The sequence below is a fragment of the Sphingobacterium sp. UGAL515B_05 genome, assembly GCF_033097525.1.
Taxonomy (GTDB): Bacteria; Bacteroidota; Bacteroidia; order Sphingobacteriales; family Sphingobacteriaceae; genus Sphingobacterium.
The window spans coordinates 6,077,233-6,103,000 of record NZ_CP109907.1 but is presented as its reverse complement, the minus strand read 5'-3'; the positions used below and the strand labels follow the sequence as shown (position 1 = coordinate 6,103,000).

The window sequence follows — 25,768 nt, the reverse complement described above, 5'->3', positions numbered from 1 at the left end:
GTTATAAAAAGCACTATAAACTAACACATCTGAAACTAAACTTATGAACAGAAAAAGCATTGCTATGCTAGCCGCTACTGTCTTGGTAAGCTCGGCAGTATATGCGCAAACAGTTTTAAAGGGGAAGGTGGTCGACCAAGACGGGAAACCTATCCCCGGGGTTACAATCACACTTCGGGATGGAACAGCAACACAGACTGGACAAAATGGTGAATTTACGATTAACTATAAGCAAGCTGGTACTTTAAGTGTGTCGGCTATCGGTTATGGTCGTAAAGAAGTTAACTTAACCAATCAGAGTACAATTCAGGTTAAGCTTGAACCTGATGAAACGAGTCTAGACGAAGTAGTCGTATCAGCGATGGGGATTACGCGCTCTAAAAAATCATTAGGAGCAGCAATTCAGGAAGTTAAAGCTAAAGAATTGACAGATGCGGGTCAGTTGAATCTTACAAGTTCACTATCTGGAAAAGTTGCTGGCGTCCAAGTTAATCAATTTGGGGGAGCTGTAGGGGCGTCAGCAAGGATTTCAGTACGTGGAAATACCTCTTTACTTTCTGATCAACAACCATTGGTGGTAATAGATGGGGTACCAATGTCAAATACGACGCAACGTACAGGTGATAACACGTATAGCGGGGTGGATTACGGATCAGGGTTAAATGATATCAATCCAGAAGATATTGAAAGTGTTACCCTTTTGAAGGGGGGCTCTGCAGCTTTATACGGTATGCGGGCTGGTAAGGGAGTACTAATGATTACAACAAAATCAGGAAAAAGAGCAAAAAATGGTGTTGTATTGTCTTATGATGGAAATTTTACTGTAGATCAGGCATCTACAATTCCTAAGTATCAGAATTTATATGGCCAGGGTTCTAGAGGTGATGAATATAACTATGGGCTACTGGCAAAAGGTAAGGGAATAACATATCAACAGTTTGCGCAAGATAGTTCGTTTTCTTATGTAAATGGTGCCGGAGGTGGTATTAATGACGGTTTTGACGAATCATGGGGCCCGAGGTTGGATATTGGACTACAGTTACCTCAGTTTAACAGTCCAGTAGTGAATGGCGTAAGACAGGCAACGCCTTGGATATCGCACCCGAATAATGTAAAAGACTTTTTTCAATTGGGCTATTCGCAGAATCACAACCTTTCTCTTTTGGCAAAAAATGATCGATCTTCAACTCGTGCCTCTTTATCTTTTCGTGATCAAAAAGGAACGGTACCTAACACCGATCAGAAAAAATATTCGGCACAACTAAATAATACTTATCAAATTAATGATAAGTTTTCATATGATATCATGTCTACTTTCACACGGACTGAAAGTGGAAACTTAATTATGCAGGGGTATGATGGTGCTAATCCTATGAACGGTTTGATTTGGTTCGGGCGTCAAGTTGACATGCAAGATTTGAAGAAAAATTGGAATCAAAGAGATGAACAGGGAAATTACACCTATTATAATTGGAATTCCAATTATCATATGAATCCTTATTATTCAATGTATAATTCGTTGAATTCCCTAAAGACAAATCGCATTTTTGGTAAATCATCCCTGTACTACCAACCTTTCGAATTTCTAAAATTTGAGGGGCGAGTAGGCTTGGACTACTATCATACAAATATTTTCGAACGGAATTATTATAACTACGATCACCCGCTTGGAAGTTTCAATGAAATTAAGAGCAGTAACTCTGAATTTAATGCTGATTTTCTCGCAAATTTTAATAAAAAATATGGTGATTTCGATGTTTTGGGATTGGTTGGTTTAAACTATAGGGATAATCAGTTTGAATCAAATAGTTTAGGAGCCAGTGGTTTAACTGTTTTAGGTGTGTATACGATCACAAATAAAATAGGCGATGCTGTTACCAATATGGATCATGCACACAATCGTTCAAATTCAATCTATGGTCAGGCTTCCATTGGTTGGAAAGATCAATTGTATTTAGATGCAACAGCCCGTAATGATTGGTCATCCACATTAACAAAATCATTTTTTTATCCTTCGGCAAGTTTAAGCTGGCTTCCAACCACCTCTTTTGCTAATCTAAGAAGCGACGTGTTGTCTTTTTGGAAATTACGTTTGAACGTTGCTAAGGTAGGTAATGCTACCACACCTTATCGTAATGGGAATTACTATTATGCCCAACCCAATGCCTTCAATGGTTTAGCACAAATGTATAAGAGTATGACATTTGCAATAGACAATTTAGAACCAGAAGCGATTTATACATGGGAGGTAGGAACTGAGATTGGTATTTTGAAAGATCGTATCCATGCTGATTTTACTTATTATCATAAAAATGCGAAAAAACAAATTCTACCAGTGACGACCTCGAATGTAGTTGGTTTTAGTAATATGGTATTGAATGCGGGTAATATTGAAAGCAAGGGGGTAGAGTTACAATTAAGAGGCGACATTTTAAAAAATGAGAATGGTTTAAATTGGACTACGACAGTTAATTTTTCTAGAGATAGAAATAAGATTTTAGAGTTATATCCAGAATTGAATTTAAAGACCTATCAAGTGGGTTGGACCTGGGGAATCGCAAATACAGCAACAGTCGGTGAGGCATGGGGCGCATTGAAAGGTACGGGATATGATCGCGTTGAAGACGGCCCAATGAAAGGAGCTATTAAAGTTAATAGCAGTGGTCTAGTGGCTTCAAAGGCAAGTCAAGTCATTGGTAATGTCACTCCAGATTTTTTAGCAAGTATCCGAAATGATTTTAGGTATAAAGATTTCAGTTTTGGTTTTATGCTCGATTTCCGAAAAGGAGGGGATATTTGGTCCCAGACTATGGCTCATGCCTATACAACAGGGGTAGCAGAAGTTACCGCAGCAAACGGTGTTCGCGAAAGAGCAATTGTCGCTGGTAAGGATGTAATGACCAACGAGCGTTTTGTTATGTCGGATGGTAATGGTGGCTGGGTAACTAACACCATTGAGACCAATGCTCAAGATTGGTTCGAATCAGGCGGAATTTCAGAAAGCTACGTCTTTGATGGCTCATTCCTTAAATTACGTGAAGCCTATCTAACCTATACTGTTCCTTCTCATATTTATAGCAGGATTAAAGGGATCAAACGTGCCAATGTATCTTTGATCGGTTCTAATTTAGCATTGCTTTGGGTACATAAATCAAACACGATGCGCCTTGATCCAGAAACAAGCGGTGTTTCCAGTGATAGCAGAGGAATAGGTTTTGAACAAGCTACAGTTCCTTCTTCGAGAAGTATCGGACTTAAATTAGGATTTTCATTTTAACAGAATTAGAGAATAATAAAATCGATTCTATTATTTTAAAATAGATAAGAAACTATGAAAAGTTTATTAAAGAAACTAAGTATGCCAGTCATAATCTCTATGGTGATTTTTTCTGGATGTACTAAAAAATTTGCCGAGATCAATACTGATCCCGATGCTTTACCGGATGTTCCACCTGCAAATATGTTGACCAATATACTCCGTAACACTGCGGAATCTTTTGGAGGTGATATCGATGGATATGGAACATTTGCAGGATATATTGTTAAGATTCAATACATGGATTACCTGGGTGGATTAAATCCAACGAATAATACATATGGTAATCGATGGTATAATTGTTATTATAACAATACACAAATTAAAGATATTCTTGCAAAGACAGAAGCAAAAGCAGATGCATATAAAAATATAAGAACTGTTAGCCGAATCTGGCGGGACTACATGTGGTTTTTATTAACTGAGGGATGGCGCGATGTTCCCTATTCTGAAGCATTGAAAGGTAAGCCGGAAGATGGGAGTATATTATTGGCAAAATATGACAAACAGGAGGATATTTATCCTGCAGTGATGGCAGATCTGAAAAGTATCGCTGATGAAATGGCTGCTGGGATTGGTGAAGATGAACTTGGAGAATTCGATATTGTTTACTGGAACAAAGATAGATCTCTCAAAGATCAGATGCTTTTATGGCAAAAATTCTGTAACTCATTACGGCTTAGAATGGCAATACGTATTTCCGGAGTATCATCTAGTTTAGCTAAAACCACTATAGAAGAAATTGCAGCCAGTCCAACTAAATATCCGCTGATTGAGAACAATGGAGAAAATACTGCGGTTCAGTTCCCCGGAGCACTTCCATATCTAGAACCATGGTATAATTCCGGAGTTTATGGAAAACGCATTGACAATTGGGGTTTGTCTGATATTTTTATTGACCATATGCTTGAAACAGCGGATCCTAGAATAGCTACGATAGCGACAAAAAATAATGTCGGAGCATATCTTGGTTATCAAAATGGATTAACATCGGGACCTAAAAAATTAGATACTATTTCTTGGATTGGTGATAAGTATATACGCGATCCTGCTGGATCCGTACCATTTTTTAAATCTTGTGAAACCTACTATAATTTAGCTGAAGCCGCAATGTTGGGGTACAACGTCAAGATTACAGCAAAAGATGCCTATGAAAAGGCAGTGAATTTATCCATGGCTGAAAATGGTATTTCTCAAGACGCTACAAATGAGTATTTAAAAGGAGCAGGAGAGTGGAATAATACAAAGGAACGTATTTGGTGGGATATGTGGGTTGCACTGTTCAAGGAGAATTACGAAGCTTGGAGTTTATATCGAAGAACAGGGATTCCATCAACAAATTATCCATCCCTTAATTCCATTTATGGAAAGGATCATAACGATCAACCTTGGCGTGTACCATATCCGAACAGTGAATATGTAAACAATACAGCAAATGTGGAAGCGGCCGCTACTAAAGTAAAAGATTATGTGTGGGGTGAACAGATGTGGTGGGATAAACGAACAGGAAAATTTTAGTTTCATATGTTTATTTTTATGCAGCGAGGCAACTTCGGTTGTCTCGCTGTTTTTTTTATAGCCCTTAAATCGCATCAGTAAATCGATATTTTGTTTACTACATTCTGAATTCAAATGTGCGTGTATCAGTTAGAATGTCTTCTTTTTGATACTGACCAATAGTGGATCCCGTTCTATCCACGGCAGACCTTTTGCGGATAACTAACCATGCGGGCTAATTCCACGACCAAGCTTAGTAATACCAAAGGGATTCTGTAGCATGCAAGAATGAATAGGAAGTAATGCGATTTTTTCGAAGCAACTATGGAGATCAAGTAGGTACTAATTTATCTCTTTCGACAATACTTGTTCAGTGTTCGTTCAGTGCTCGTTCAGTGCTTGCTCAGTGATGACTCAGTAGGGACTGAATAATTAGTGACTAATTACTGTTTAAACATTGATTGAAAATTGTGATTAGTTAAACGTTGATATACCTATGTAACTGCTTTAGTGTTTATCTTAATTATTTATAAAGGACCGCGCCAATGGTTAAAAGGGCGGTATCTCTTATTCCACAGAATGTGCTCTCCAGCATGCTGTTCTCAAGGCGCGAGCAAACTTAACTGAATAAATGTGGAATTGATTGTCAACCTAGGCTCTTCCAGAAATAGGGTTAAAGTAATTTGGGCATTAACAAGGATGGCGATCCAAAAAAGCAGATATAAAAATAACAGTTGGTGAAAAAAATAGGCATAAAAAAAGGTTTTCAAACGGGGAGAATGAAAACCTTAAATAACCAATTATAAACCTAAATTATGATAGTACAAAGATAGTGTGTTTATTACACTTTGTCAAGAGTTATTTCAAAAAAAATTAAATCTTTTTGAAAACGATACTCGAATTGTGCCCACCGAAACCAAAAGCATTGCTCATCGCAGTCTGAACAGGTTTTTCTAAGGGCTGATTGATTACAATTTGAATTCCCTCGGGAATCTCGGGATCGATATTTTCGATATTAATTGTTGCCGGAATTACATTATTGTTGATGGATTTTATGGCAATGATCGCTTCGATAGCGCCGGCTGCCCCAAGTAAATGTCCTGTCATTGATTTGGTGGAACTGACCCATAGATTATTTAGCTTTCCAAAAGCCCGTTGTACGGCTTTAAGTTCGGCGATATCTCCAACTGGCGTTGAAGTCGCGTGAAGATTTAAATAGTCGAGCCCACTAGTATTAATTTTAGCCTCCTCCAAAGCCAGAGACATGGCTTTTGCTGCCGCTATCCCTTCTGGATGGGGTGAGGTCATATGGTAAGCATCTGCGGTCATTGAAGCTCCGACAAGCTCTGCGTAAATTTTTGCACCTCTTTGCTTGGCATGTTCGTATTCTTCCAAGATGAGTGCTCCAGCTCCCTCACCCATAACAAAACCATCACGATCCCGGTCAAAGGGTCTGCTTGCGGTCTGTGGGCTATCATGCCGGCTTGACATGGCTTTCATGGCAGAAAAGCCGCCAACGGAAGCCGGGGTAATGGGGGCTTCGGAACCGCCGCTTATAAAGACTTTGGCTTTGCCGAGCCTAATGTAATTAAAAGCATCCATAAAGGCCGTATTGGATGTGGCGCAAGCCGATACGGTCGTGTAATTGATTCCTTTTAAACCATACTTCATTGAAATCATGCCTGAAGCCATATTGACGATAAGTCTAGGAACAAAGAAAGGGCTGAATCGTGGTTTGTAATCTCCTGTCACGTAGCCTTCTACTTCTTTTTCGAAAGTTTCCATGCCGCCCTGACCAACACCCCAGATGACACCGATATCAAATGGATCCATGGCATCGAGATCTAGTCCCGAATCTTCCATTGCCTGCGCTGCACTGTATAAAGCATATTGCGTAAAGAGATCACTCCGTTTAATCTCATTTCTATCTAAGTATTTTTCAGGTTGAAAGTGTTTAATTTCACTTGCAATCTGCGTTCGAAACAACGAAGCATCAAAACGGCTAATAAGTGTTGTGTGGTTTTCGCCTCGCAAAATGTTATCCCAAAATATGTCTATGTTTTCTCCCAGCGGGTTAATTGTTCCCATGCCAGTTATTACAACTCTTTTCATCTCTTTTTATTTTAATATAAACTTATGAATATACCAATTGGTATTTGTTTTGGTAAAAAAAATTAAGCCTTGATCTCCCGATCCACCATTTCCTTCATTTTATCCAATACAATGGCAAGATCTTTTCCTCGGCCGGAAATCTTGGAAAGCAAGATTCCGCCTTCGACCATCGCCATAAAGGTGATGGCATAATTTTCAGCAGAAATATGCTGTTTAAATTCACCGCTGGCAACTCCTTCTTCAAGAATTAGAATTAGCCGCTGTCTCCAAAGGTCAAAGGAACGTCTGACTTTGGGGGTTAAAAAAGATAGCGAATCATCGGCTTCCACGGCCGCATTCATCATGGGACAACCTCCTGAAGCTGCGATGTTTTTGAAATTATCTTTGTAAAAATCAATAAAAGACAATAGCTTCTTTAAGGATGTTTTTTGTTGAGTAATCTGTTGATTAACAGCTTCTGATATTTTTCTGCTCTGATAGGTGTAGACATGGGTGGCTAGGTCATCTTTGTCTTTGAAATTACCATAAATACTTCCTTTTGTTAAGCCTGTTGCGGTAGTGATGTCCGAGAGAGAAGTTGCAAAGTAACCTTTTTTATTAAAGATGGGCGCGGTTTTCTCAATGATAAATTGCCGTGTCTGTTCTGCTTTTGACATGATTATTCCTGTTCTTTTAATGCAAATATAAAAAATACTTTTTGGTATATTAATAATTTGTGCAGGAATGCCTTATAAATTGGATTTATTTCGCCTTTGAAATGCGATAGGTACAGCGTGGGGCGTTTTCGATGATGTATTCTGTTCTACAGATACGATAAGCCGGACCGATAAGTTGCTGAAAATTATTCAGTTCTGAACGGCAAAAACCCTGACACTCTGTTGCTGCTGCACATATGGGGCAATGATTTTCAATGAGCAGATAATCGTCGGCCTCTTTTTTCCATTCTGCCATATAGCCTTCTTCCGTTCTTTTTGCGGCAATAACTTCAAGTTTTTTTTCGATGGATTCAATATCCGATAGCGCGTCAGTATATTTTTGATATACTTTGGACTCCCGATCACTAATAAGTAGATCCAAAGCATTCTCGCCAAGCACTTGTTTAATCGACTGCAACAGTTGTACTGTAATGTCGGCGTGACTATCTGGAAATCTTGCCATGCCCTGTGGTGACAGACTATAATAAGTCGAGGGGCGGCCTATACCTTCGCTCCGGGCATTGGAGACAATCAGGTTTTGATTCGCGAGGTTCAATAAATGTTTACGGGCCCCTTCTTTTGTTATAGCCAACTCTGTTGCAATCAAAGCTGCAGTGGCTTCTCGGCGCATTTTTAATAACATTAATATTCGATCAGCTGGATTCTTCTGCATTTGACAATAAAAAAGTTGTTTTATATAACATCAGCAAAGATAGTGTTTTTATTTTTTGTCCTAAAATGTGTTTCAAAAATAGGTTTATCCTTTTTGATTTATTTTTATGACTTTAATAAAACAACTATTTAGTTGTTTTATTAAGTTTGATTCTCTAGTTTTGACTTATCATAAAAACAATAAAACTATGCACAAATTTCAATTACCCCAGTTAGGATATGCCTATGCGGCGCTTGAACCATATTTTGATCGCGAGACCATGACGATTCATCACCAAAAGCATCATCAAGCTTATGTTGACAATCTAAATAAGGCATTGGAAGGAACAGCAGGCGAAGCTGACGATCTATTGGATATATTAACAAGCGTAAGTAAATATAGCCCAGCAGTACGCAATAACGGCGGCGGTCACTTTAACCATACGCTATTTTGGGAAATTTTATCGCCCAATCCAAAAACGGTACCCACAGGGAAGTTAGCCGATGAGATAAACGCTGCCTTTGGTTCTTTGGAAGAGCTCAAAGCCCAGATCAAAAATGCTGGACTTGGGCAGTTTGGTTCGGGCTGGTCTTGGCTCTATGTAAAACATTCCGGCGCCTTAGCTATCGTAGCTACTCCCAATCAGGATAATCCGCTGATGGATACACAATCGATCGGCAGAGGTTTCCCTATTTTGGGGGTCGATGTTTGGGAGCATGCGTATTATTTGAAATATCAAAATAAAAGAGCCGATTATTTGGATGCATTTTGGTCGCTTTTGGATTGGTCTGTTGTTGAACAAAAATACGATACTGTGATTGCAGGCTTGGTTTGATATGTTTATCAATAAAGTTGAAAACACGGGTATATTGGCTTTAGATCTAATTGATTTTAAGACCAATCTTGCTATCCTAAGTTTTGATATCAAAACATTGTTGTATCAGGAAGCAATCGTTAAAGAAAAAGAATTCAGAGAAGCTTTGGCGGCGGTGGACTGGTCTGCTTTTCGAAATAAGGCGGTTGCCATTAGCTGTTCTGTGGACGCAATTATCCCGCCTTGGGTCTATATGGCCCTGGCGGAAAAACTTCATCCTGTTGCAGCGTATTACGATTTTAAGGCGATGGAGGATTTGGAAATAGACCTGTGGATGCAGGCTTTGCAAGCGATGGATTTGTCGCATTTTCAGCAGCAAAAAGTTGTCATAAGGGCCCGCCCTAATATTCCGGCGTCACTTTATATGTTGGCGACAGAACGTTTGATTCCTATTGTCCAGACGTTGATGTATGGTGAGGTTGGTATGCCAAAAGTTATTTTTAAAAAAGGGAAAGTATAATGAAAGCATTACTATTCAATGGCGCCTTGGAAAGAAGGCAAGAATCTACATCGGGAAAATTGTCACACTATTTTTCCGACCAACTGAACCAAAGGGGTGTTGAAAATACTATTTTTAATTTGGCTGATAGCGGAATACCCTTATTTGATTTGAGCCTCAATCGGGTACCCAATGCGGTCAAGATTATGAATAACTTATTTCTTGAGGCAGATATACATTTTTGGTTGTCTCCGCTTTATCATGGAAGTATTCCCGGTGTCATGAAAAACTGTTTGGATTGGCTTGAAGTCAGTGCTAAAAATAAACCGGCTTACCTGACGGATAAACATATCGGACTGGTTTGTTGGGCCGATGGTGTACATGCACTACAGGGCATTAATGCAATGGATGCTATCGCGAAGTCGCTCCGCGCCTGGACATTGCCCTTTAGTGTGCCCATCATGAAATCTGCGCTTTTTGAGTCCGACAATCCAAATGTGCTGTCTTCGGCTTACCAGTGTAAGCTGGACTTGCTGATCGATATTGCTACGAAAAAGAGTAGCGAATATCGTTAATAAAAAAGCCTCTCGAATTATCGAGAGGCTTTTTTATTAACGAGAGATGTTTTAGCCTATATTTAAATAGATTAGCCAAGCCCTATCTGGACAATTAATTTCAAAAAAGTAAAAGAATGTCTTTAGCAATTCATCGCGGAGATATATCTTTGTTTTTTGGACCCGCCATTTGATTACGCGGTTTTCCGATCTATATTTTCTATTGTCGACTTTGAAGAAGCCTCATCGACGGCAAATTTAGAGGTAGAGAGAAGTCTTTAACCACCGTAAGACTTTCTTATTACATATTATGAAACCATTGGCTGAAAAGGCCCCATTTAGTTTAATTGTTTAAATGATTAAGATATTGGATTAATGATGTTTCAGTTGAAAGAGTTAACGAAGATAATTGCATTTTTTATAGTATACTTTACTGTACATGCTGTAGCTGCACAGAGTTTTTTGCCATTGGATGAAAATAAATATCGATCTGATGCGGAAAAATTATTGCTATCGAGCTCGGGGGACAGTGTGAAAGCAATGCAGCATTTTTATTTGGCAGATTATTATAGATTTAGAGATACGAGCAAATTTTGGGATCATATGCAACAGGGGGAGCGGTTAGCCAAACCGTTCCGGAGCTTACAGGCGATGGGGGCACTTTACAAAAGCTTTTATTATGGGCAATTTCTGGATAGTAAAAATGCAGGAGTTGAAGCCCAACGATGTGTAGACCTCCTTGGAAATGCACAAAAGCCTTTTCAGCAGGGGCTTTTGGCCAAAGCTTGGTATAATCTGGGCTTAATTCGATTTCCTAAAAAAGGATTTGCTGATTTTCTGGATATCCTTAACGGGAAGTGTCTGCCTTATGCGAAAGCACATGATCCCATCATGGAAGGTAGTATAAATACGATGATCGGCATGACGTTTATGTCGTCCAATCAGCTTGCAAAAGCCGATGAATACCATCAATTGGCCATAAAACAGCTCGAGCAGCAACCGCCGAGTGCTGCACTTGTGGTGGCTTATCTCAATACAGTCAGTAATTATTGTTATCAGGTGAAATCCAAAGAAGCAAGAGTACTGTTGGACAAAGTCAAACAGCTCCTGAACGATTACCCGAATTCTTCTCAATTACCCAACTACTATTACAATGAGGCGCTTTATTTTACCACAAAGCAACAAACTGATGAAGCCCTTCGCCTGTTGGATATCGGTTTGGATTGGTCGGTGAAAATGAACAATTGGAAATTATTTCAGATGATGCGGTTCAGAAAATTTAATGTTTATCTCTTGCAGAAAAAGTATGCTGATGCTAAACTGCAGTTGGAGGAAATCGTGAAAAATGGATTATTAACGCGAGATCTCTACAACAGTAAAATTGTGTACAGTCAACTGGCGGGTGTGAATGAGCTGATGGGTAATTATCAGGATGCGCTGAAGATGTCCAATATGGCAAATAAACTATCCGATAGCATTCAGAAGGTCCAATTGCTGGAAAAAATGAATGAGATGGAGACGAAATATAAGACCGTTGAAAAAGAAAAAGAAATTTTGAATCTACGCGCAGAAAAGGACCGTAACCAATTTCGGATTTTTCTCGTTTTGGGTATTGCCGTTTTGCTTTTTTGTATTGTGCTTTTTGTTGCTTTTTTCTATCGAAAACAACGGAAGCTCAATACACAGATTCAGCTCAACCACGAAATCGTGTTGGACAAATTGGAAAAGGAAAAACAGCTGCAAATTTCGGAATCTATGCTCAAGGGGGAGCAGCAGGAGCGTCAGCGTATAGCCCAAGATCTGCATGATAGCATAGGTGGTATGTTAACAGGTCTAAAATTTAAGATTGCTGGTGATGTAGGAAAGAGTACACTCTTGACTGATGAAGTGCCGCAGAAGTTAAACGATATCTTAGGCGAAGTAAGGCGCATATCCCATAATCTAATGCCCGAATCGTTGCGTCAGTTTGGATTGATAGCAGCATTGGAGCAACTGTGTATAGCAATGAAAAATAGTCATGTTTCGATCCAATTTGAAAACTATGAACCTGAATTGAATGTGGATTTTCAAAAAGGATTGGCCATATATCGAATTGTTCAAGAGGCCATTTCAAATGCATTAAAGTATGCAAACGCAGATGCAATTATCGTTCAGGTAAGTAAATCGGACGAAGTACTGCATATCCTCGTTGAGGATAATGGCAAAGGCTTTGATTCCGCTGTGTTAAATTATGGATTGGGTTTAAATAACATGGTCAATAGAGTGAAATGGATCAATGGATCAATTGATATTCAGAGTAAGCTCGGATCTGGAACTCAAATCGAAATTGGTGTAACTGTTTAAATAGGCTGAGTCATGAAGATAATTGCAGTGTTAGACGATCATCCTTTATTGTTGGAAGGTGTTGCCTCTTTTCTCAATAATCAGGATGGGTATCTTGTATATCCCTTTTTGGAAGAAATTGCGTTAATTGAATTTTTAAAGGCCACGAAAGCGGATCTCCTACTTATGGATATGCAACTGTTGCAGACAAATGGAGTAGATGTCTGTACTCAGGTGAGGAAGCTGTTTCCTATAATTCCTATTGTTGCATTGAGCAATTTGGCCGATGGTAATCTTATTTTTCAGTTTATGCAGGCTGGCGGAAATGGCTATATCTTAAAGGATGTTAGCAACGAAGAATTTCTGGGCTGTGTACAGCTCGGCCTGGACGGCAAAGAAGCAATTTGTGATCGGGCAAAAGAACTTTATCGCGGTGCAATTTCTACGATCAGCAGTCTCCCCAGGCTTACACAGCGTGAAAAAGAGATTTTGAGGTTGATTTCTAATGGACTTACTACGAACCAAATCGCCGAGCAGTTATTTTTAAGTCCAGTTACCGTGGAGACGCATCGGCGCAATCTCCTGACTAAATTTAAAGTTAAAAATATGATTGAACTTGTACAGCATGCGATGAAACATAAGTTGTTGGGACTCGAATAGAGGCCGCTCTTAGTGGTCACCGTAACCGACGTCATCAAGCTTACCTTTGAAGACCCTAAATTGGATAATAAAATAAGCAACCACCAGAATTGCTGCAAACATAAACCAGCCTAAACCAACTGAAAGACCATATTCATGTGCTGCAGCATTTTGAATCGTCAAGGATGGATTTACGTCATTCGTTGAAGGCAATAATATAGGGAACATGGAAGCAACGGTCGTGGCAAAGCTCCCCAGTATAAACAGGGATGAAAATAGAAAGCCAATACCATCTTTCTTAAAGGTCTTGATCCAAAATTGTCCAAGTAATCCAACAGCAGCAATCAAAGGAAATATCCACAGCCAATAATGATTTTGAAGATTGTTTAAGGAGATGGGTTTCACATAATGCCATACATAGGCCGATAGTAGGACGAGGATAAGCAAGACAAAGTTGAGTTTAAAAACAATATTCTTTAATCTGGTATTTAGTGTGCTGGATGTTTTCAGAATGACCCAGCCTGCACCGTGGATTGTTAATGTAACGACGGCAACTAAACCTAATATGATGGTGAACCAGTCTATAATGCCTTGATGTTGGGCTAATGGGTCAAATGTCGGGTTCCAAAGTGCTAAGAAGAAATAATATGGCTCTTGGGTCGATACACCATTTTCTACCATACCTAGGTTTACTCCGCGAACGACATTGCCTAGGGCAGCGCCAAAGAAAAGTGCCAGCAACAGGCTTGCTAGACCAAAAGCTTTATCCCATAAAGCCTCCCAAAGCCGATGGTGAACCTGCCCCCTGAGTTCAAGACTTATCGCTCTAAAAATAAGCAACCATAATACAAGCATGAGCGGTAAGTAAAATCCACTGAAAGAGGAGGCATAAAGCGTTGGGAAAGCAAAGAATAGGACACCGCCGGAAGCGATGAGCCAGACTTCATTGGCATCCCAAAACGGCCCAATCGCGTTAGTAACAGCTTTTTTCTCCTGTTCGGTTTTAGCAAAGAATAGATGGACAATTCCCGCCCCAAAATCGTACCCATCGAGTACGATATAAATTCCCAGCATGAAAGTTAATACGATAAACCAGAATATTTCCATAGCTAATTAGGTTAATGCAACTGTCGTTTCAGGACCTTTTCTAATAATCTTCAAGACTAACATCAGAAATAACAAACCCAAAAGAATGTATAAACCAACGAAGCCGAGAAAGGTAAATAATGTATTTCCAGAAGATACGGTAGGGGATACACCGTCTACCATGCGCATGAGATTATAAACTAGCCAAGGTTGTCGTCCCAGTTCCGCCGTATACCAGCCTGCAGTATTCGCGATGTAGGGGAAAGGAATCATAAACATAATGATCCACAACAACCATTTCGTTTGATACAACCTGTTCCGCCAAAGCAGTAGCGCTCCAAGGACCATAATGCCAATGAATATGGTACCCAAACCTACCATGATGTGATAACTGTAATACAGTCCGGGCACGTTCGTTGGATGTAAAGATTGGTCAAATTCATTTAATCCTTTAATTCTGCATCCCAACGCTGGTAGGTCAGGAAGCTCAATACATTCGGCACGGCTATCTTATTGTCCAATTTTTTGTTTTCCATGTCCGGTTGACCGATCAGAATAATCTCTGATCCCCCTTTTTCAGTTTTGAAAATTCCCTCCATGCCAGCAAAGGCTGCGGGCTGATATTTGACTACATTTTTGGCTGCAAGGTCTCCGGTAGGAAACGCCAGCATAACGGAGGAAATAGCGCCAAAAATAACGCCGCTTTTAACGAAGATCTTTCCAAACTTACTATGCCTGTCACTTAACAGATAGAAGGCTCCAATAGAAGCAACGAAAAACGAGCTGGTCACCAATGAAGCGGCTTGATTATGTAGATAAGATGGCCATAACCATGGATTACTGAATAATGCACTAAAATTGTTCAGTACAAATTTACCATTTTCGAGAATCTCATACCCAACAGGGTGCTGCATCCAGGAATGCGTGGCGATAATCAGGAAACCACTGGCCCAAGATCCAATAAAGACCATGAGTCCAGATAAAAAATGGAGTTTATGCCCCAGCAACTTTTCTCCAAAAAGAAACATCCCTAGAAATGAAGATTCCAAGAAAAAGGAAAACATACCTTCCATGGCTAAGGTCTGTCCGATAATACCACCGGTAAGTTCAGAAAATTTGGCCCAGTTGGTACCAAACTGAAATTCCATGGGAATGCCTGTTACAACGCCCATGGTGAAATTTAGCGCAAAGATTTTCATCCAAAACTTGGAAGCATGGTTGTAGTCTTCATTTTTTGTTTGCAGAAATTTCCATTTGAAATAGACGATCATTAAGGATAAACCCATGGTCAATTGAGGGAATAAATAATGGAATGTAATTGTAAATGCGAACTGAAGTCGATTATAGAGAATCATATCTTCCATGTAGCCGAAGTTTTGGTTAAAAGACAGTTAAATATAGCCATTTTATTTGCGTATATATCCATATCCATGAAACTGTTTTTTATTTTGATAAAATAACTGTTTTTTTATTGTTTTCTGTCTTAAGAGTAAAATCTGAAAATCAAAACAAGGCATCCACCGCTGTAATCTCTTTTTTATCTTATCTTCGTCCGAATTTAAGATAATGACGGAAGGGTAGAAGAGCATTAGGGAAATGAAAAAAGTGCTAATTTTGATGGGTGTTTTATTGATCCCCATACTTTTTATTATACTGAATAATACGGGGCGGGGAACTGTCGCTAAAGATAATATTGTGTTTCGGGATAAATTATCTGATTACAATTTATTCAAGGGCAAAATTGCTGATCTTGTTCCAAATGACCAGGGGGTTTCTTATGAATTAGCTTCGGCCTTATTTACAGACTATACCGATAAAAAGCGTGTCATCTTTCTTCCTAAGGGAGGAAAAATGATCGCCTCAGACGATGGTTTGCCCAGCTTCCCCGATGGTACCATCATTGCCAAAACTTTTTTTTATCCCCCGAGAGATGCGGTAGGCGATTCGAGACAGCGGCTGCTTGAAACGCGTCTTTTGATTCATAAAGACGGACAGTGGAACGCAGCTACCTATCAATGGAATGCGACCCAAGATGAAGCTTTTCTGTTGATGGACAGTGCTTCCATGCATGTCTCGTTTTTGGACAACAAAGGTGTCGAGCGACAAACAAATTATATTATTCCTTCGCGAAAGGATTGTATGGCATGCCATCGACTAGGAAATCAGCTGCTCCCGATAGGTCCGAAGATCAGAAATCTAAACCGGATAATCGTTCACGATCGTGACAGCATCCAACAACTGGTCCGGTTGACCCAGATGGAAGCGCTCGATCTGAAATCGTTGAAAGTTTCCAATAGTTTACCCGGTTATGAAGATATTGGACAATCGACTGCAAATCGTGCCCGAGCTTATCTCGAGATCAATTGCGCCCATTGTCATAACCCTAAAGGAACCGCTTATATGACCATGCTGGATCTGAGGTATGAAAGTCCGTTCAATGAAACTGGAATTTGGTTGAAACAAGCTAAGATTATTGGACGGATGTCTACATTGGGAGAGATGCATATGCCTCAAAAGGGAACTACTGTACTTCATGAGGAAGGAATACTGCTGATTAAAACCTATCTAAAAACACTACAATAGAAGCTTCTTGCTTATCCCTAATCGACAATCTTTTAAGCCTACCAGCTCGCTTTTATAGCCTTGCTGCATATCCTATTTATTTCTTTTAATAAAATCTATAGAATTGGTAGATTATATTGAAATTACTTCTATATTTGTGAGAAGATAACAGGTCGCGGTTGAAAACATGTATTACTTTTCAGCGTGGCGAATTAACACATTATTATGGAACATATCAAAATTAGTAAAAGCACATTTTTCGTAAGTATTACTGTAAAGTCTTTGAAGGCTAAATCCCCTGATGTAAGAAAGATGCGAATGTGCATATAGGATAATTTCCCTTATCTTTTCTCAAACTGACAGCAGGGGAAGCGCTCGCTTCCCCCCATGTCTTCAAAATAAAAACAAGTTTTCGATTGGCGTTGGCACTTGTTCGTATTCACCATTAATACTTTATCTATGAAAAATCTTAGGGTACTCCGGTATTCTACCTTGTCGCTATGTTTACTATTATCTGGCGTTGGGCATCAGGTATATGCGCAAACAGATGTTAGACCGATTGTCAATGCATCCTTATCGGGATATGTATATGATGGCCAGCTTAAACAACCTCTTGAAGGCGTAACCATTCAACTCGAAGCCGTAACTCACGTTGTTACAACAGATCAAAAAGGTTTTTTTTAAATTGTAACGGGACAGAAATTACCCTTTTCGATTACACTCTCGCGCATTGGTTACAAAAAAAAGACCGTGTTAGTTTCCGAATCTCCCACGAAAATTGAATTGGATCCAGTTACACAGGACCTTGATGAAGTGGTCGTCGTTGGCTATGGAACGCAGAAAAAAATCTCGTTGACCAATTCAATCGCCAGTATTGATGGTGATAAACTGACGAAAAGACCGGTTTCTAATACGCAGCAAGCTTTACAGGGCCTATTGCCGGGGGTAACTGTACAAGACCTTGGTGGAAAACCAGGACAATCAGCTGCCAATATTCGAATCAGAGGACTGACTACATTTAATACCAATTCGAGCAGCACCAGTGGCTATGATCTCAGCAAGAATAATGCTTTGGTCATCGTGGATGGAATCGAACAACCCTGGTCCAAGTTAAACCCCAATGATATCGCCTCAATTTCAGTCCTGAAGGATGCTGCTTCCACGGCTATATATGGATCACGCGCGACCAATGGTGTCATTATTGTAACCACCAAAAGTGCAAAATCTGGACATGTTGTGATTGATTATAATGGTTATTACGCTTTACAGAAATCAATTAATAAGCCAAAGCAAATGGATGCCGTATCCTACCTCCAACTGCAACAGGACGCTTACCGTAATGCGGGACTGACGGTACCAGCACGATTTAGTGATGAATCCATTACGGCTTACCAAACGGCAACTGATCGTGAAAAATATCCTTTACCGAATACATGGTTTGACACGTTGTTGAAAACGGCTCCTCAGCAAGACCACGCTTTGTCATTCGCTGGTGGAAATGAGATCCTGCGCTCTAGATTGGCGGTTCGTTATAACAAGCAGGATGGTATTATTGAGCATTATGGGGCTGAATTGGCGGATATTCGGCTAAACAACGATTACAAAGCAACTTCTTGGCTTAATTTTACGGGAAGTATAAACTACCGATATAGCAAAGCCGCCGAGCCCGGACGTGATCCGATCAATAACTTTCTCCATGGCTCGATGTGGGTGGTGCCTAAATATGATGATGGTACCTACGGATTAAGTACACAAGGAAATAATCCTTTAATGTTGATTGAAAAAAGTGGTTTTAAAAAGGTAAATGAAAACTACCTAAGCTCCATCGTTAAAACGGACATTCAATTAGCGAAAAACTTGTTGTTTACTTCCCAATTTGGTGTTAGGGTAAACCTCAATAACAGCAAAACCTTTTTGAACGCTTTTGACAATAAAGACCGAAATACAGGGATCGTAAAGAGCTTTCCGATCAATTCGTTAACCGAAATTCGTGATAATAGCAGCGAGTATACATGGAACAACCTGTTGACCTATCAGTTGACGGCAGGGCCAAATCATATCAAGGCATTAGCTGGGTATTCGCAGATTCACAATTACCAAAATTATCTTACGGCCTATCGTGAACGATTCTACAACAATGACATAACCTCTATTGGGCAGGGCGCTGACGACCCTACAAAAAATAATAGCGGCTATGATGTGCAGTATGGCTTGCGCTCTTTTTTTGGTCGGGTAAACTACGATTGGAAGGGCAAGTACCTGCTTGAAGTGAATGGTCGCTATGATGGTTCATCCCGTTTTACGGGAGACAAACAATATGGTTTTTTCCCTTCGGCATCAGCGGGATGGCTACTATCCAAGGAAGAGTTTTTGAAACCCATAGGAAGTTGGTTGAACGAATTTAAGTTGCGTGCTTCCTTGGGAAAGACGGGAAACCAATCTGTCGACTTGTATAGTTATTATTCGGCCTTGATCGCTGCAGGATATGATTTTGGGGGTAAATCTGTACAGGGCTATCGGCTGGACAGTTATGCCAATCAGCAATTGGGTTGGGAGTCTACGACACAGTATGACTTGGGTCTGGATGCCGCTTTCCTAAACAATCGCTTGACATTTACCTTGGATTATTATAACAAGGTTACCGACGATATTTTACTGAATCTGGATATTCCCGCCGTTTTGGGATTAAAACCTTCGCCCCAAAATGCTGGAACGGTACTGAATCGTGGCTGGGAATTTAGTGCAAATTATCAGAAAAGACCAAGTGCTCCTGGGGCTTTTGCTTACCAATTAAATGCAAATTTTAGTATCAACCATAATGAAGTAACAGATCTAAAAGGTACAGGACCCTATATCGCAGGGTCGGATATCGACCCAAGGTATATCATTGCCAAAGGGCTACCGATCAATACCCTTTGGGGATATAAGACCGACGGTATCTTCCAGTCTGCGGAGGAAATTAAAGCTTATGGTGCTACGTATGCCACCAATACGAAGCCCGGAGATGTGAAATATGTGGATTTGAATGGCGACGGTATAATAAATGCAAATGACATGGCCGCCATCGGAAATTCCTTTCCCAAATATACCTTCGGAATTAATGGGAGTTTCAGTTTTAAAAATTTTGATCTTGATCTCCTTTTTCAAGGAGCAGCGAAAGTCGATACGCGTTTGTCAGGTGCTTTGGCGGAGATGGGAAATCAGGAAGGGTTTACACATGAAATATTCACAGGCAATTATTGGACACCGACACATACCGATGCACGCTTTCCACGCGTGGTCAAATATGATTTGCGTAATGTCGCAACGTCGGACCGTTTAGTGGTCAATGGTTCTTATCTGCGTCTGAAAAATATACAGGTTGGGTATACAATACCCCTAAATGCAATCGGAAAGACAGCAATCAACAAACTACGGGTATACCTATCCGCGACAAATTTATGGACAATTTCAAAATTGAACGAATGGAATTTGGATCCCGAAGCGGAATCTGGACGGGCAGTATATTATCCGCAAACTGGACTTTATACACTGGGTGTGAATTTGACCCTGTAGTGTGAATGTTACTATACTATTTAATTGAAAACTCATGAATTTTTACAAATATCTATATCAAAAAGGAAACTGGATTTTCAGTTTCGGACTGTTTTTGCTTATGCTGATTGGCTGTGATAAGAATCTGTTGGATTCCGTACCAACAGACCGTCTGTCAGAAAATATATTTTGGAAGAGCCAAGCCGATGCGGAGCTTGCTGTAAATGCGCTCTACAATGATCTTGATGGAGCGGAAATCTTCTATTCGGATGCATTGACGGATATAGCGCATGTCAATCAGCCTTTCGCTGTGGATGCGTATATCGAGCTTGGTACTTATGACGCTTCAAGCTCCCGATTGTACAATACCTGGAGTAGCGCCTATAAAGGAATCGGGGCGGCCAATTACTTTTTAGCGAATATTGGTAAAATCGAGGGCAGCCGGGATGAAGCACTAATCGCCAGATTTATCGGCGAAGCTCGTGTGTTAAGAGCCTATCAATATATCAAATTGGCCTATTTATTTGGTGGGGTACCTTTGGTAAAAGCACCGCTGACCTTGGAAGAGGGAAGGGCGGTACAACGCGCTGACCTTAAAGAAATTTACGATTTTATTGACACCGAATTAGAACTGGCTGCGGCAAGTTTGCCTGAAAGCTACTCCAGTAACGATATCGGGCGCATAACCCGTTGGGCCGCATTGGGCCTGAAAGCACGGTCAGATTTATATGCAGGACGATTTGCAGCAGCAGCAAAAGCCGCAAAAACGATTATCGATAGCAAACGATTTGAGCTTTACCCCTTGTATGCAAATCTGTTTACGTATGCGGCTGAAAATAACAAAGAGGTGCTGTTGGATAAGCAATTTCTGGAAAATATATACACGCAAAGTGTTTTTAACCTCTTAGCCCCCTATAGCCAGCAAAATGGGCAGAGTACCTATGTGCCTACCAAAGCCTTGACAGATAGTTACGAGACTTCCAGTGGGTTGGTAATTACGGATCCCAATAGTGGTTATGATCCCAAAAATCCCTATAAAAATCGCGACCCGAGGCTTACTTTTTCAATTTTTTTGGATGGCGATCCGCTTCCCAATGGTGCTATTTTTCATCCGGCACCCAATAGTGGCACTGCTGATGCTGTGGGGAGTACCTATATTGCTTCCACAACAGGTTTCAATATAAAGAAGTATATTGATAAAAAAGATTTGGCAAACCCTTCAAAAAGTGGATTGAATATCATGCTACTGCGTTATGCTGAGATATTATTGACCTATGCGGAAGCAAAGATTGAGCTTGGCGAAATTGATGGCAGTGTTTACGAAGCCATCAACCAAATTAGAAATTCACGCACTGATGTAAAACTTCCTATAATAAGTAATCAAGTAAATCAAGAGCAACTCCGCCAGTTGGTTCGTCGCGAGCGTACGGTTGAACTGGCATTTGAGGGATTGCATCTCGCGGATATAAGACGATGGAAAACGGCCGAAAAGGTTGTTCCTGGTAAAGTGTATGGCATCACGTATCAAAATAATAACGGCGAAGCAGTTGTCGTTGAAGCAGCCTCCGAAAGCCGTGTTTTTGATTCTAAAAAGCATTATCTCTGGCCCATTCCTCAACGGGAAATTAACCTCAATCCGAATCTAAAACAGAATCCAAATTGGTAAAAATTGTTATCTTGTGGCACGAATCCAATTAACTCATACAAATATGATGCGATACACTAAACTTATGACCTCTATGGCTTTATTTTTACTGGTGGCTTTTGCCAATGCCCAGCAAAAAAAGCCTAATATTATCTTGATTCTGACCGATGATCTTGGTTATAGCGACATTGGTTGTTATGGAAGTCCGAATATCTCAACCCCTTTTTTGGATTCGATCGCCAGTAAGGGCGTGAGAGCAACAAACTTTATGGTTTCTACGCCCTCCTGTACACCGTCAAGAGCTTCTTTATTAACAGGAAGATATGCTTCCCGTTATAATCTTCCCGCACCGATCGGTCCGGGCTCCAATTTAGGTTTGCCTGATGACGAGGAAACGATTGCTGAATTATTAAAAAAGGTAGGCTATAGAACTGCGTTAATCGGGAAGTGGCATTTAGGGGATAAACAGACTTACCATCATCCTAATCAGCAAGGCTTCGATTCTTTTTATGGCATGCTGTATAGCCACGACTACCGCGATCCTTATGTAAAGACAGATTCTGTCATTAAAATCTTCAGGAATCGGAAACCCGAAGTCGTTGCGCCCGATGATTCGGACCTGAGCTCACTTTATCACAAAGAAACAGTGAAGTTTATAGAAGATCAAGATAAAGATCATCCATTCTTTTTATACTATGCACATAATTTTCCGCATCTTCCTTTGGCATTTGCCAATAAAAAGAACCGATTTGCAGATCAGCAAAATGCTTGCCCACTTGGTGCGGTGATGCAGGAGTTGGATCATAATTTTTCGGAGCTCTGGAAAACGGTTGAGCGAAAAGGCCTCGCCGATAACACCATTTTGATTTTTTCAAGTGATAATGGCCCCTGGATATCCTATCCATCGCGGATGTCTGACGATCATGCCACAAAAAATTGGCATGTGGGTACTGCTGGAGTCTTCAAAGGTTCGAAAGCCGAAACAACAGAAGGTGGTGTCCGTGTACCTTTCATTGTTTATGGCAAAGGCTATGCACAAGAAGGAAAAGTTATTCGGCAGGCAATTAGCAACTTGGATGTATTGCCTACGATAGCCAAATGGACTGGTGCATCCTTGCCGAAGAAATCCATTGATGGCCAAGCGATCGATTCTTTGTTGAACGGGAAATCGGAAGACTTAAAAACAGCACATAGACCGATATTTTTGGTGAATTATGGACATGTTGAGGCTGTTCGGTCAGGCGACTGGAAGTATCGGCGGATAGCAGCCGGAGTCAATCAGATTTCGGGCAAACCCTATGATGCTATTGAAGAATTACATAACATTGCCTGGGATCCGAGTGAAAGAACCAATATTTTAAAGGACTATCCCGAAAAAGCGGCGGAATTACGTGTATTGTTTGAAAGCTTTGATGGAAATATGAAATAGGTAGACATAACGACAACCTAACATAAACAAGGCGGCCCTTATTTCCTAAAGGCCGCCTTGTTTTTTTATACAGATGCAATAGATTTAAAGCAATTCAAATTCTTTTTCTTTTACATCGCGACTGTTCGAACCAATATAGACTTTGAAATTCCCTGGTTCGGCAACATAATTGAGGTTGTTGTCGAAGAATTTAAGATCGTCTACTTTGATATTAAAGTTTACAGTTTTTTGTTCGCCTTTTTTGAGGAATATTTTTTGAAATCCTTTTAATTCTTTTACGGGACGAGTGACAGAGCCAACTAAGTCCTGGATATAGAGTTGCACGGTTTCTTCCGCATCATAATTTCCGGTATTTCTGATGTCGATACTTGCTTGAAGAGTACCTTTATCGTCAATTGTGTTGCGGTCAAGACGGATGTCACTATAGGTAAAAGTTGTATAACTTAATCCATAACCAAAAGGATAGAGTGGGGAATTGCTTACATCCAGGTAATTTGATTTGAATTTTTCAAAATCACCCGAGTTTCCATAAGGTCTGCCCGTGTTTTTGTGCGCATAATAGATCGGAATCTGACCGACATTGCGTGGGAAGGTGGCCGTAATCTTTCCTGAAGGAACGACGTCCCCAAATAAAACATCGGCAACTGCTTTTCCTGTTTCCGTTCCACCAAACCAAACGTTTAATATTGCGGGCACGTGAGCATCTTCCCAGGTAAGGGTTAACGGTCTACCTGTAAATAATACCAGTACAACTGGTTTTCCTGTTGCTAATAGTGCTTTTAACAGATTTTGTTGATTTTTCGGAATATCCAGTTCTGAGCGACTTGAGCTTTCACCTGACATTTCAGACGCTTCACCAAGCGCGGCCACAACGACGTCTGATTGTTGGGCAACTTTCAGTGCATCTGCAATGATCTCTTCTTCTTTTCGGGAATCGCGTGCGATGGTACGGCCGAACATGGTTGCGTGGTTTTGGTAAATAGGATCTTCCAACAGATTACTTCCGAGATGGGTGAGTATATTTACTTTATTGCCTAACACGGCCTTCATTCCCTCAACTAAAGAGGCTGTTTTGTCCAATTCAGCACTGACACTCCAGGTTCCGGGCATATTTGGACCTGAATTGGCTAACGGGCCAATGACAGCAACTGTTCCTGTTTTTTTTAATGGAAGCGTTTGGTTTTCGTTTTTCAACAAAACAAATGACTTTGCTGCAATTTCTCTGGCTTTGGCATGATTGGCAGCCGATCCGATCACAGTTTTTGCACGTTTTTCGTCACAATAGCGATAAGGGTCGTCAAATAAGCCTAATTTATACTTGGCTTCCAAAACAAAACGGCAAGCCCTGTCAATATCCGCAATTTTGACTTTTCCAGCATCCAAAGATTTTTTTAGCGTCGTCAGAAATCCTTCACCGACCATATCCATATCAACCCCAGCATTGAGGCTTAAGGCAGAAACCTGCTGGAGGTCACCGAGGCCGTGTGCCGTTAATTCGTTTACCGCAGTGTAATCGGTTACGACCAATCCTTTAAAGCCCCATTGCTTGCGTAAGACATCAGTCATTAACCATTTGTTTGCCGAGGCAGGGACACCATTGATATCGTTAAAGGATGTCATGATACTTCCTGCACCGGCATCTAAAGCCGCTTTGTATGGCGGTAAGTATTCATTGTACATGCGGTGGAGGCTCATATCGGTGCTATTGTAATCACGGCCACCTTCAGCGGCACCATATAAGGCAAAATGTTTCACGCAGGCCATCATGGTGTTGTGTGCTGCCAGGTTATCCCCTTGGAAGCCATGGACGATGGCTTCAGCAACCCGAGAGCTTAGATAGGTATCTTCACCCGCACCTTCGGAAATACGGCCCCAGCGTGGATCGCGCGAGATATCTACCATGGGCGAAAATGCCCAATTAATTCCATCGGCGGTCGCTTCTTCGGCTGCTATACGTGCAGATTGTTGAATCAAGTTCATGTCCCAGGTAGCGGCAAGACCTAAAGGAATTGGGAACACCGTACGATACCCGTGAATAACATCCATCCCAAAAATGATGGGTATTTTTAACCGGGATTGCTTGATCGCTATTTCCTGTGTTTTGCGGATTTTCGCTGGTGTACTCATGCTGAAAATCCCGCCGATTTGACCATTTTTAATTTTCGCTTCTACACCCGTGGATACTGTGGTTCCAGTGGTCGCTTCACCACCGGTTACCAAGTTAAGTTGTCCAATCTTTTCGTCAACAGTCATCTTAGCCATAAGCTGATCAATGAACGTGTCCATTTTCTGATTGGATTGCGCTGGACTGGTATGCCAGGCGAGAAATGCAAGAAGGAAAGTACCTACTACTTTTTTCATCGTATTATTTTTTTGTGCGCATGGATTTTGCTTCCCTCGCTACATGGTAAG

Annotated in this window: 17 protein-coding genes and 1 pseudogene; 12 read left to right on the top strand and 6 right to left on the bottom strand. The window is 40.6% G+C overall.

Going from position 1 to position 25,768, the window contains the following annotated elements:
• The first annotated feature begins 43 nt into the window (after positions 1 to 43).
• Positions 44 to 3,277, top strand: a complete 3,234-nt coding sequence (locus OK025_RS25485) for a SusC/RagA family TonB-linked outer membrane protein (RefSeq protein ID WP_317667568.1) — start codon at positions 44 to 46, stop codon at positions 3,275 to 3,277.
• Between the two features lie 54 nt (positions 3,278 to 3,331).
• Entirely contained in the window at positions 3,332 to 4,834 is a 1,503-nt protein-coding gene (locus OK025_RS25480; RefSeq protein WP_317667566.1) for a SusD/RagB family nutrient-binding outer membrane lipoprotein, read from the top strand.
• Positions 4,835 to 5,686: 852 nt separating this feature from the next.
• Here the strand turns inward: OK025_RS25480 and fabF are convergent.
• From fabF to OK025_RS25465, 3 genes are all read right to left on the bottom strand, one after another.
• The gene (gene fabF, locus OK025_RS25475) at positions 5,687 to 6,925 is read right to left on the bottom strand and encodes a beta-ketoacyl-ACP synthase II (RefSeq protein ID WP_317667565.1); all 1,239 of its coding nucleotides are present in this window, start codon (positions 6,923 to 6,925) and stop codon (positions 5,687 to 5,689) included.
• A 62-nt stretch (positions 6,926 to 6,987) separates the two neighbouring features.
• The gene (locus tag OK025_RS25470) at positions 6,988 to 7,581 is read right to left on the bottom strand and encodes a TetR/AcrR family transcriptional regulator (protein ID WP_317667564.1); all 594 of its coding nucleotides are present in this window, start codon (positions 7,579 to 7,581) and stop codon (positions 6,988 to 6,990) included.
• Positions 7,582 to 7,666: 85 nt separating this feature from the next.
• Positions 7,667 to 8,251, bottom strand: a complete 585-nt coding sequence (locus tag OK025_RS25465; RefSeq protein ID WP_198386071.1) for a helix-turn-helix transcriptional regulator — start codon at positions 8,249 to 8,251, stop codon at positions 7,667 to 7,669.
• Positions 8,252 to 8,480: 229 nt separating this feature from the next.
• Between OK025_RS25465 and OK025_RS25460 the strand changes: the two genes are divergently transcribed.
• The 5 genes from OK025_RS25460 (at position 8,481) to OK025_RS25440 (ending at position 13,121) form a co-directional block, all read left to right on the top strand.
• On the top strand, positions 8,481 to 9,107 hold the full coding sequence (locus OK025_RS25460; protein WP_317667562.1) for a superoxide dismutase: 627 nt from the start codon (positions 8,481 to 8,483) through the stop codon (positions 9,105 to 9,107).
• A 1-nt stretch (position 9,108) separates the two neighbouring features.
• Positions 9,109 to 9,606 carry a DUF2480 family protein gene (locus tag OK025_RS25455; protein WP_317667560.1) on the top strand — a complete coding sequence of 166 codons (498 nt, stop codon included), beginning with the start codon at positions 9,109 to 9,111 and terminating at the stop codon, positions 9,604 to 9,606.
• Entirely contained in the window at positions 9,606 to 10,160 is a 555-nt protein-coding gene (locus OK025_RS25450) for an NADPH-dependent FMN reductase (RefSeq protein ID WP_317667559.1), read from the top strand. Before OK025_RS25455 ends, OK025_RS25450 begins: the two co-directional genes overlap by 1 nt.
• A 354-nt stretch (positions 10,161 to 10,514) precedes the next feature.
• Entirely contained in the window at positions 10,515 to 12,482 is a 1,968-nt protein-coding gene (locus OK025_RS25445) for a sensor histidine kinase (RefSeq protein ID WP_317667557.1), read from the top strand.
• 12 nt (positions 12,483 to 12,494) lie between these two features.
• A complete protein-coding gene (locus OK025_RS25440; protein WP_317667556.1) occupies positions 12,495 to 13,121 on the top strand; it encodes a response regulator transcription factor in 627 nt (208 codons plus the stop codon).
• A 9-nt stretch (positions 13,122 to 13,130) separates the two neighbouring features.
• On the opposite strand, the gene cydB is transcribed toward OK025_RS25440, so the two are convergent.
• Positions 13,131 to 14,207: a cytochrome d ubiquinol oxidase subunit II gene (gene cydB, locus OK025_RS25435; RefSeq protein WP_317667554.1), complete on the bottom strand. Its 1,077-nt coding sequence runs from the start codon at positions 14,205 to 14,207 to the stop codon at positions 13,131 to 13,133.
• Positions 14,208 to 14,213: 6 nt separating this feature from the next.
• A pseudogene (locus OK025_RS26870) lies at positions 14,214 to 15,472 on the bottom strand (cytochrome ubiquinol oxidase subunit I).
• 310 nt (positions 15,473 to 15,782) lie between these two features.
• Here OK025_RS26870 and OK025_RS25420 point away from each other — a divergent pair.
• The 5 genes from OK025_RS25420 (at position 15,783) to OK025_RS25400 (ending at position 23,356) form a co-directional block, all read left to right on the top strand.
• On the top strand, positions 15,783 to 16,769 hold the full coding sequence (locus OK025_RS25420) for a hypothetical protein (protein WP_317667550.1): 987 nt from the start codon (positions 15,783 to 15,785) through the stop codon (positions 16,767 to 16,769).
• Between the two features lie 438 nt (positions 16,770 to 17,207).
• Complete coding sequence (locus OK025_RS25415) at positions 17,208 to 17,432, top strand: hypothetical protein (protein ID WP_317667549.1); 225 nt, start codon at positions 17,208 to 17,210, stop codon at positions 17,430 to 17,432.
• Positions 17,433 to 20,303, top strand: a complete 2,871-nt coding sequence (locus OK025_RS25410) for a TonB-dependent receptor (protein ID WP_317669788.1) — start codon at positions 17,433 to 17,435, stop codon at positions 20,301 to 20,303.
• Between the two features lie 34 nt (positions 20,304 to 20,337).
• Positions 20,338 to 21,948 carry a RagB/SusD family nutrient uptake outer membrane protein gene (locus OK025_RS25405; protein WP_317667548.1) on the top strand — a complete coding sequence of 537 codons (1,611 nt, stop codon included), beginning with the start codon at positions 20,338 to 20,340 and terminating at the stop codon, positions 21,946 to 21,948.
• A 73-nt stretch (positions 21,949 to 22,021) separates the two neighbouring features.
• Complete coding sequence (locus tag OK025_RS25400; protein WP_317667547.1) at positions 22,022 to 23,356, top strand: sulfatase-like hydrolase/transferase; 1,335 nt, start codon at positions 22,022 to 22,024, stop codon at positions 23,354 to 23,356.
• An 84-nt stretch (positions 23,357 to 23,440) separates the two neighbouring features.
• On the opposite strand, the gene bglX is transcribed toward OK025_RS25400, so the two are convergent.
• Complete coding sequence (gene bglX, locus OK025_RS25395; protein ID WP_317667545.1) at positions 23,441 to 25,717, bottom strand: beta-glucosidase BglX; 2,277 nt, start codon at positions 25,715 to 25,717, stop codon at positions 23,441 to 23,443.
• Positions 25,718 to 25,768: the final 51 nt, after the last annotated feature.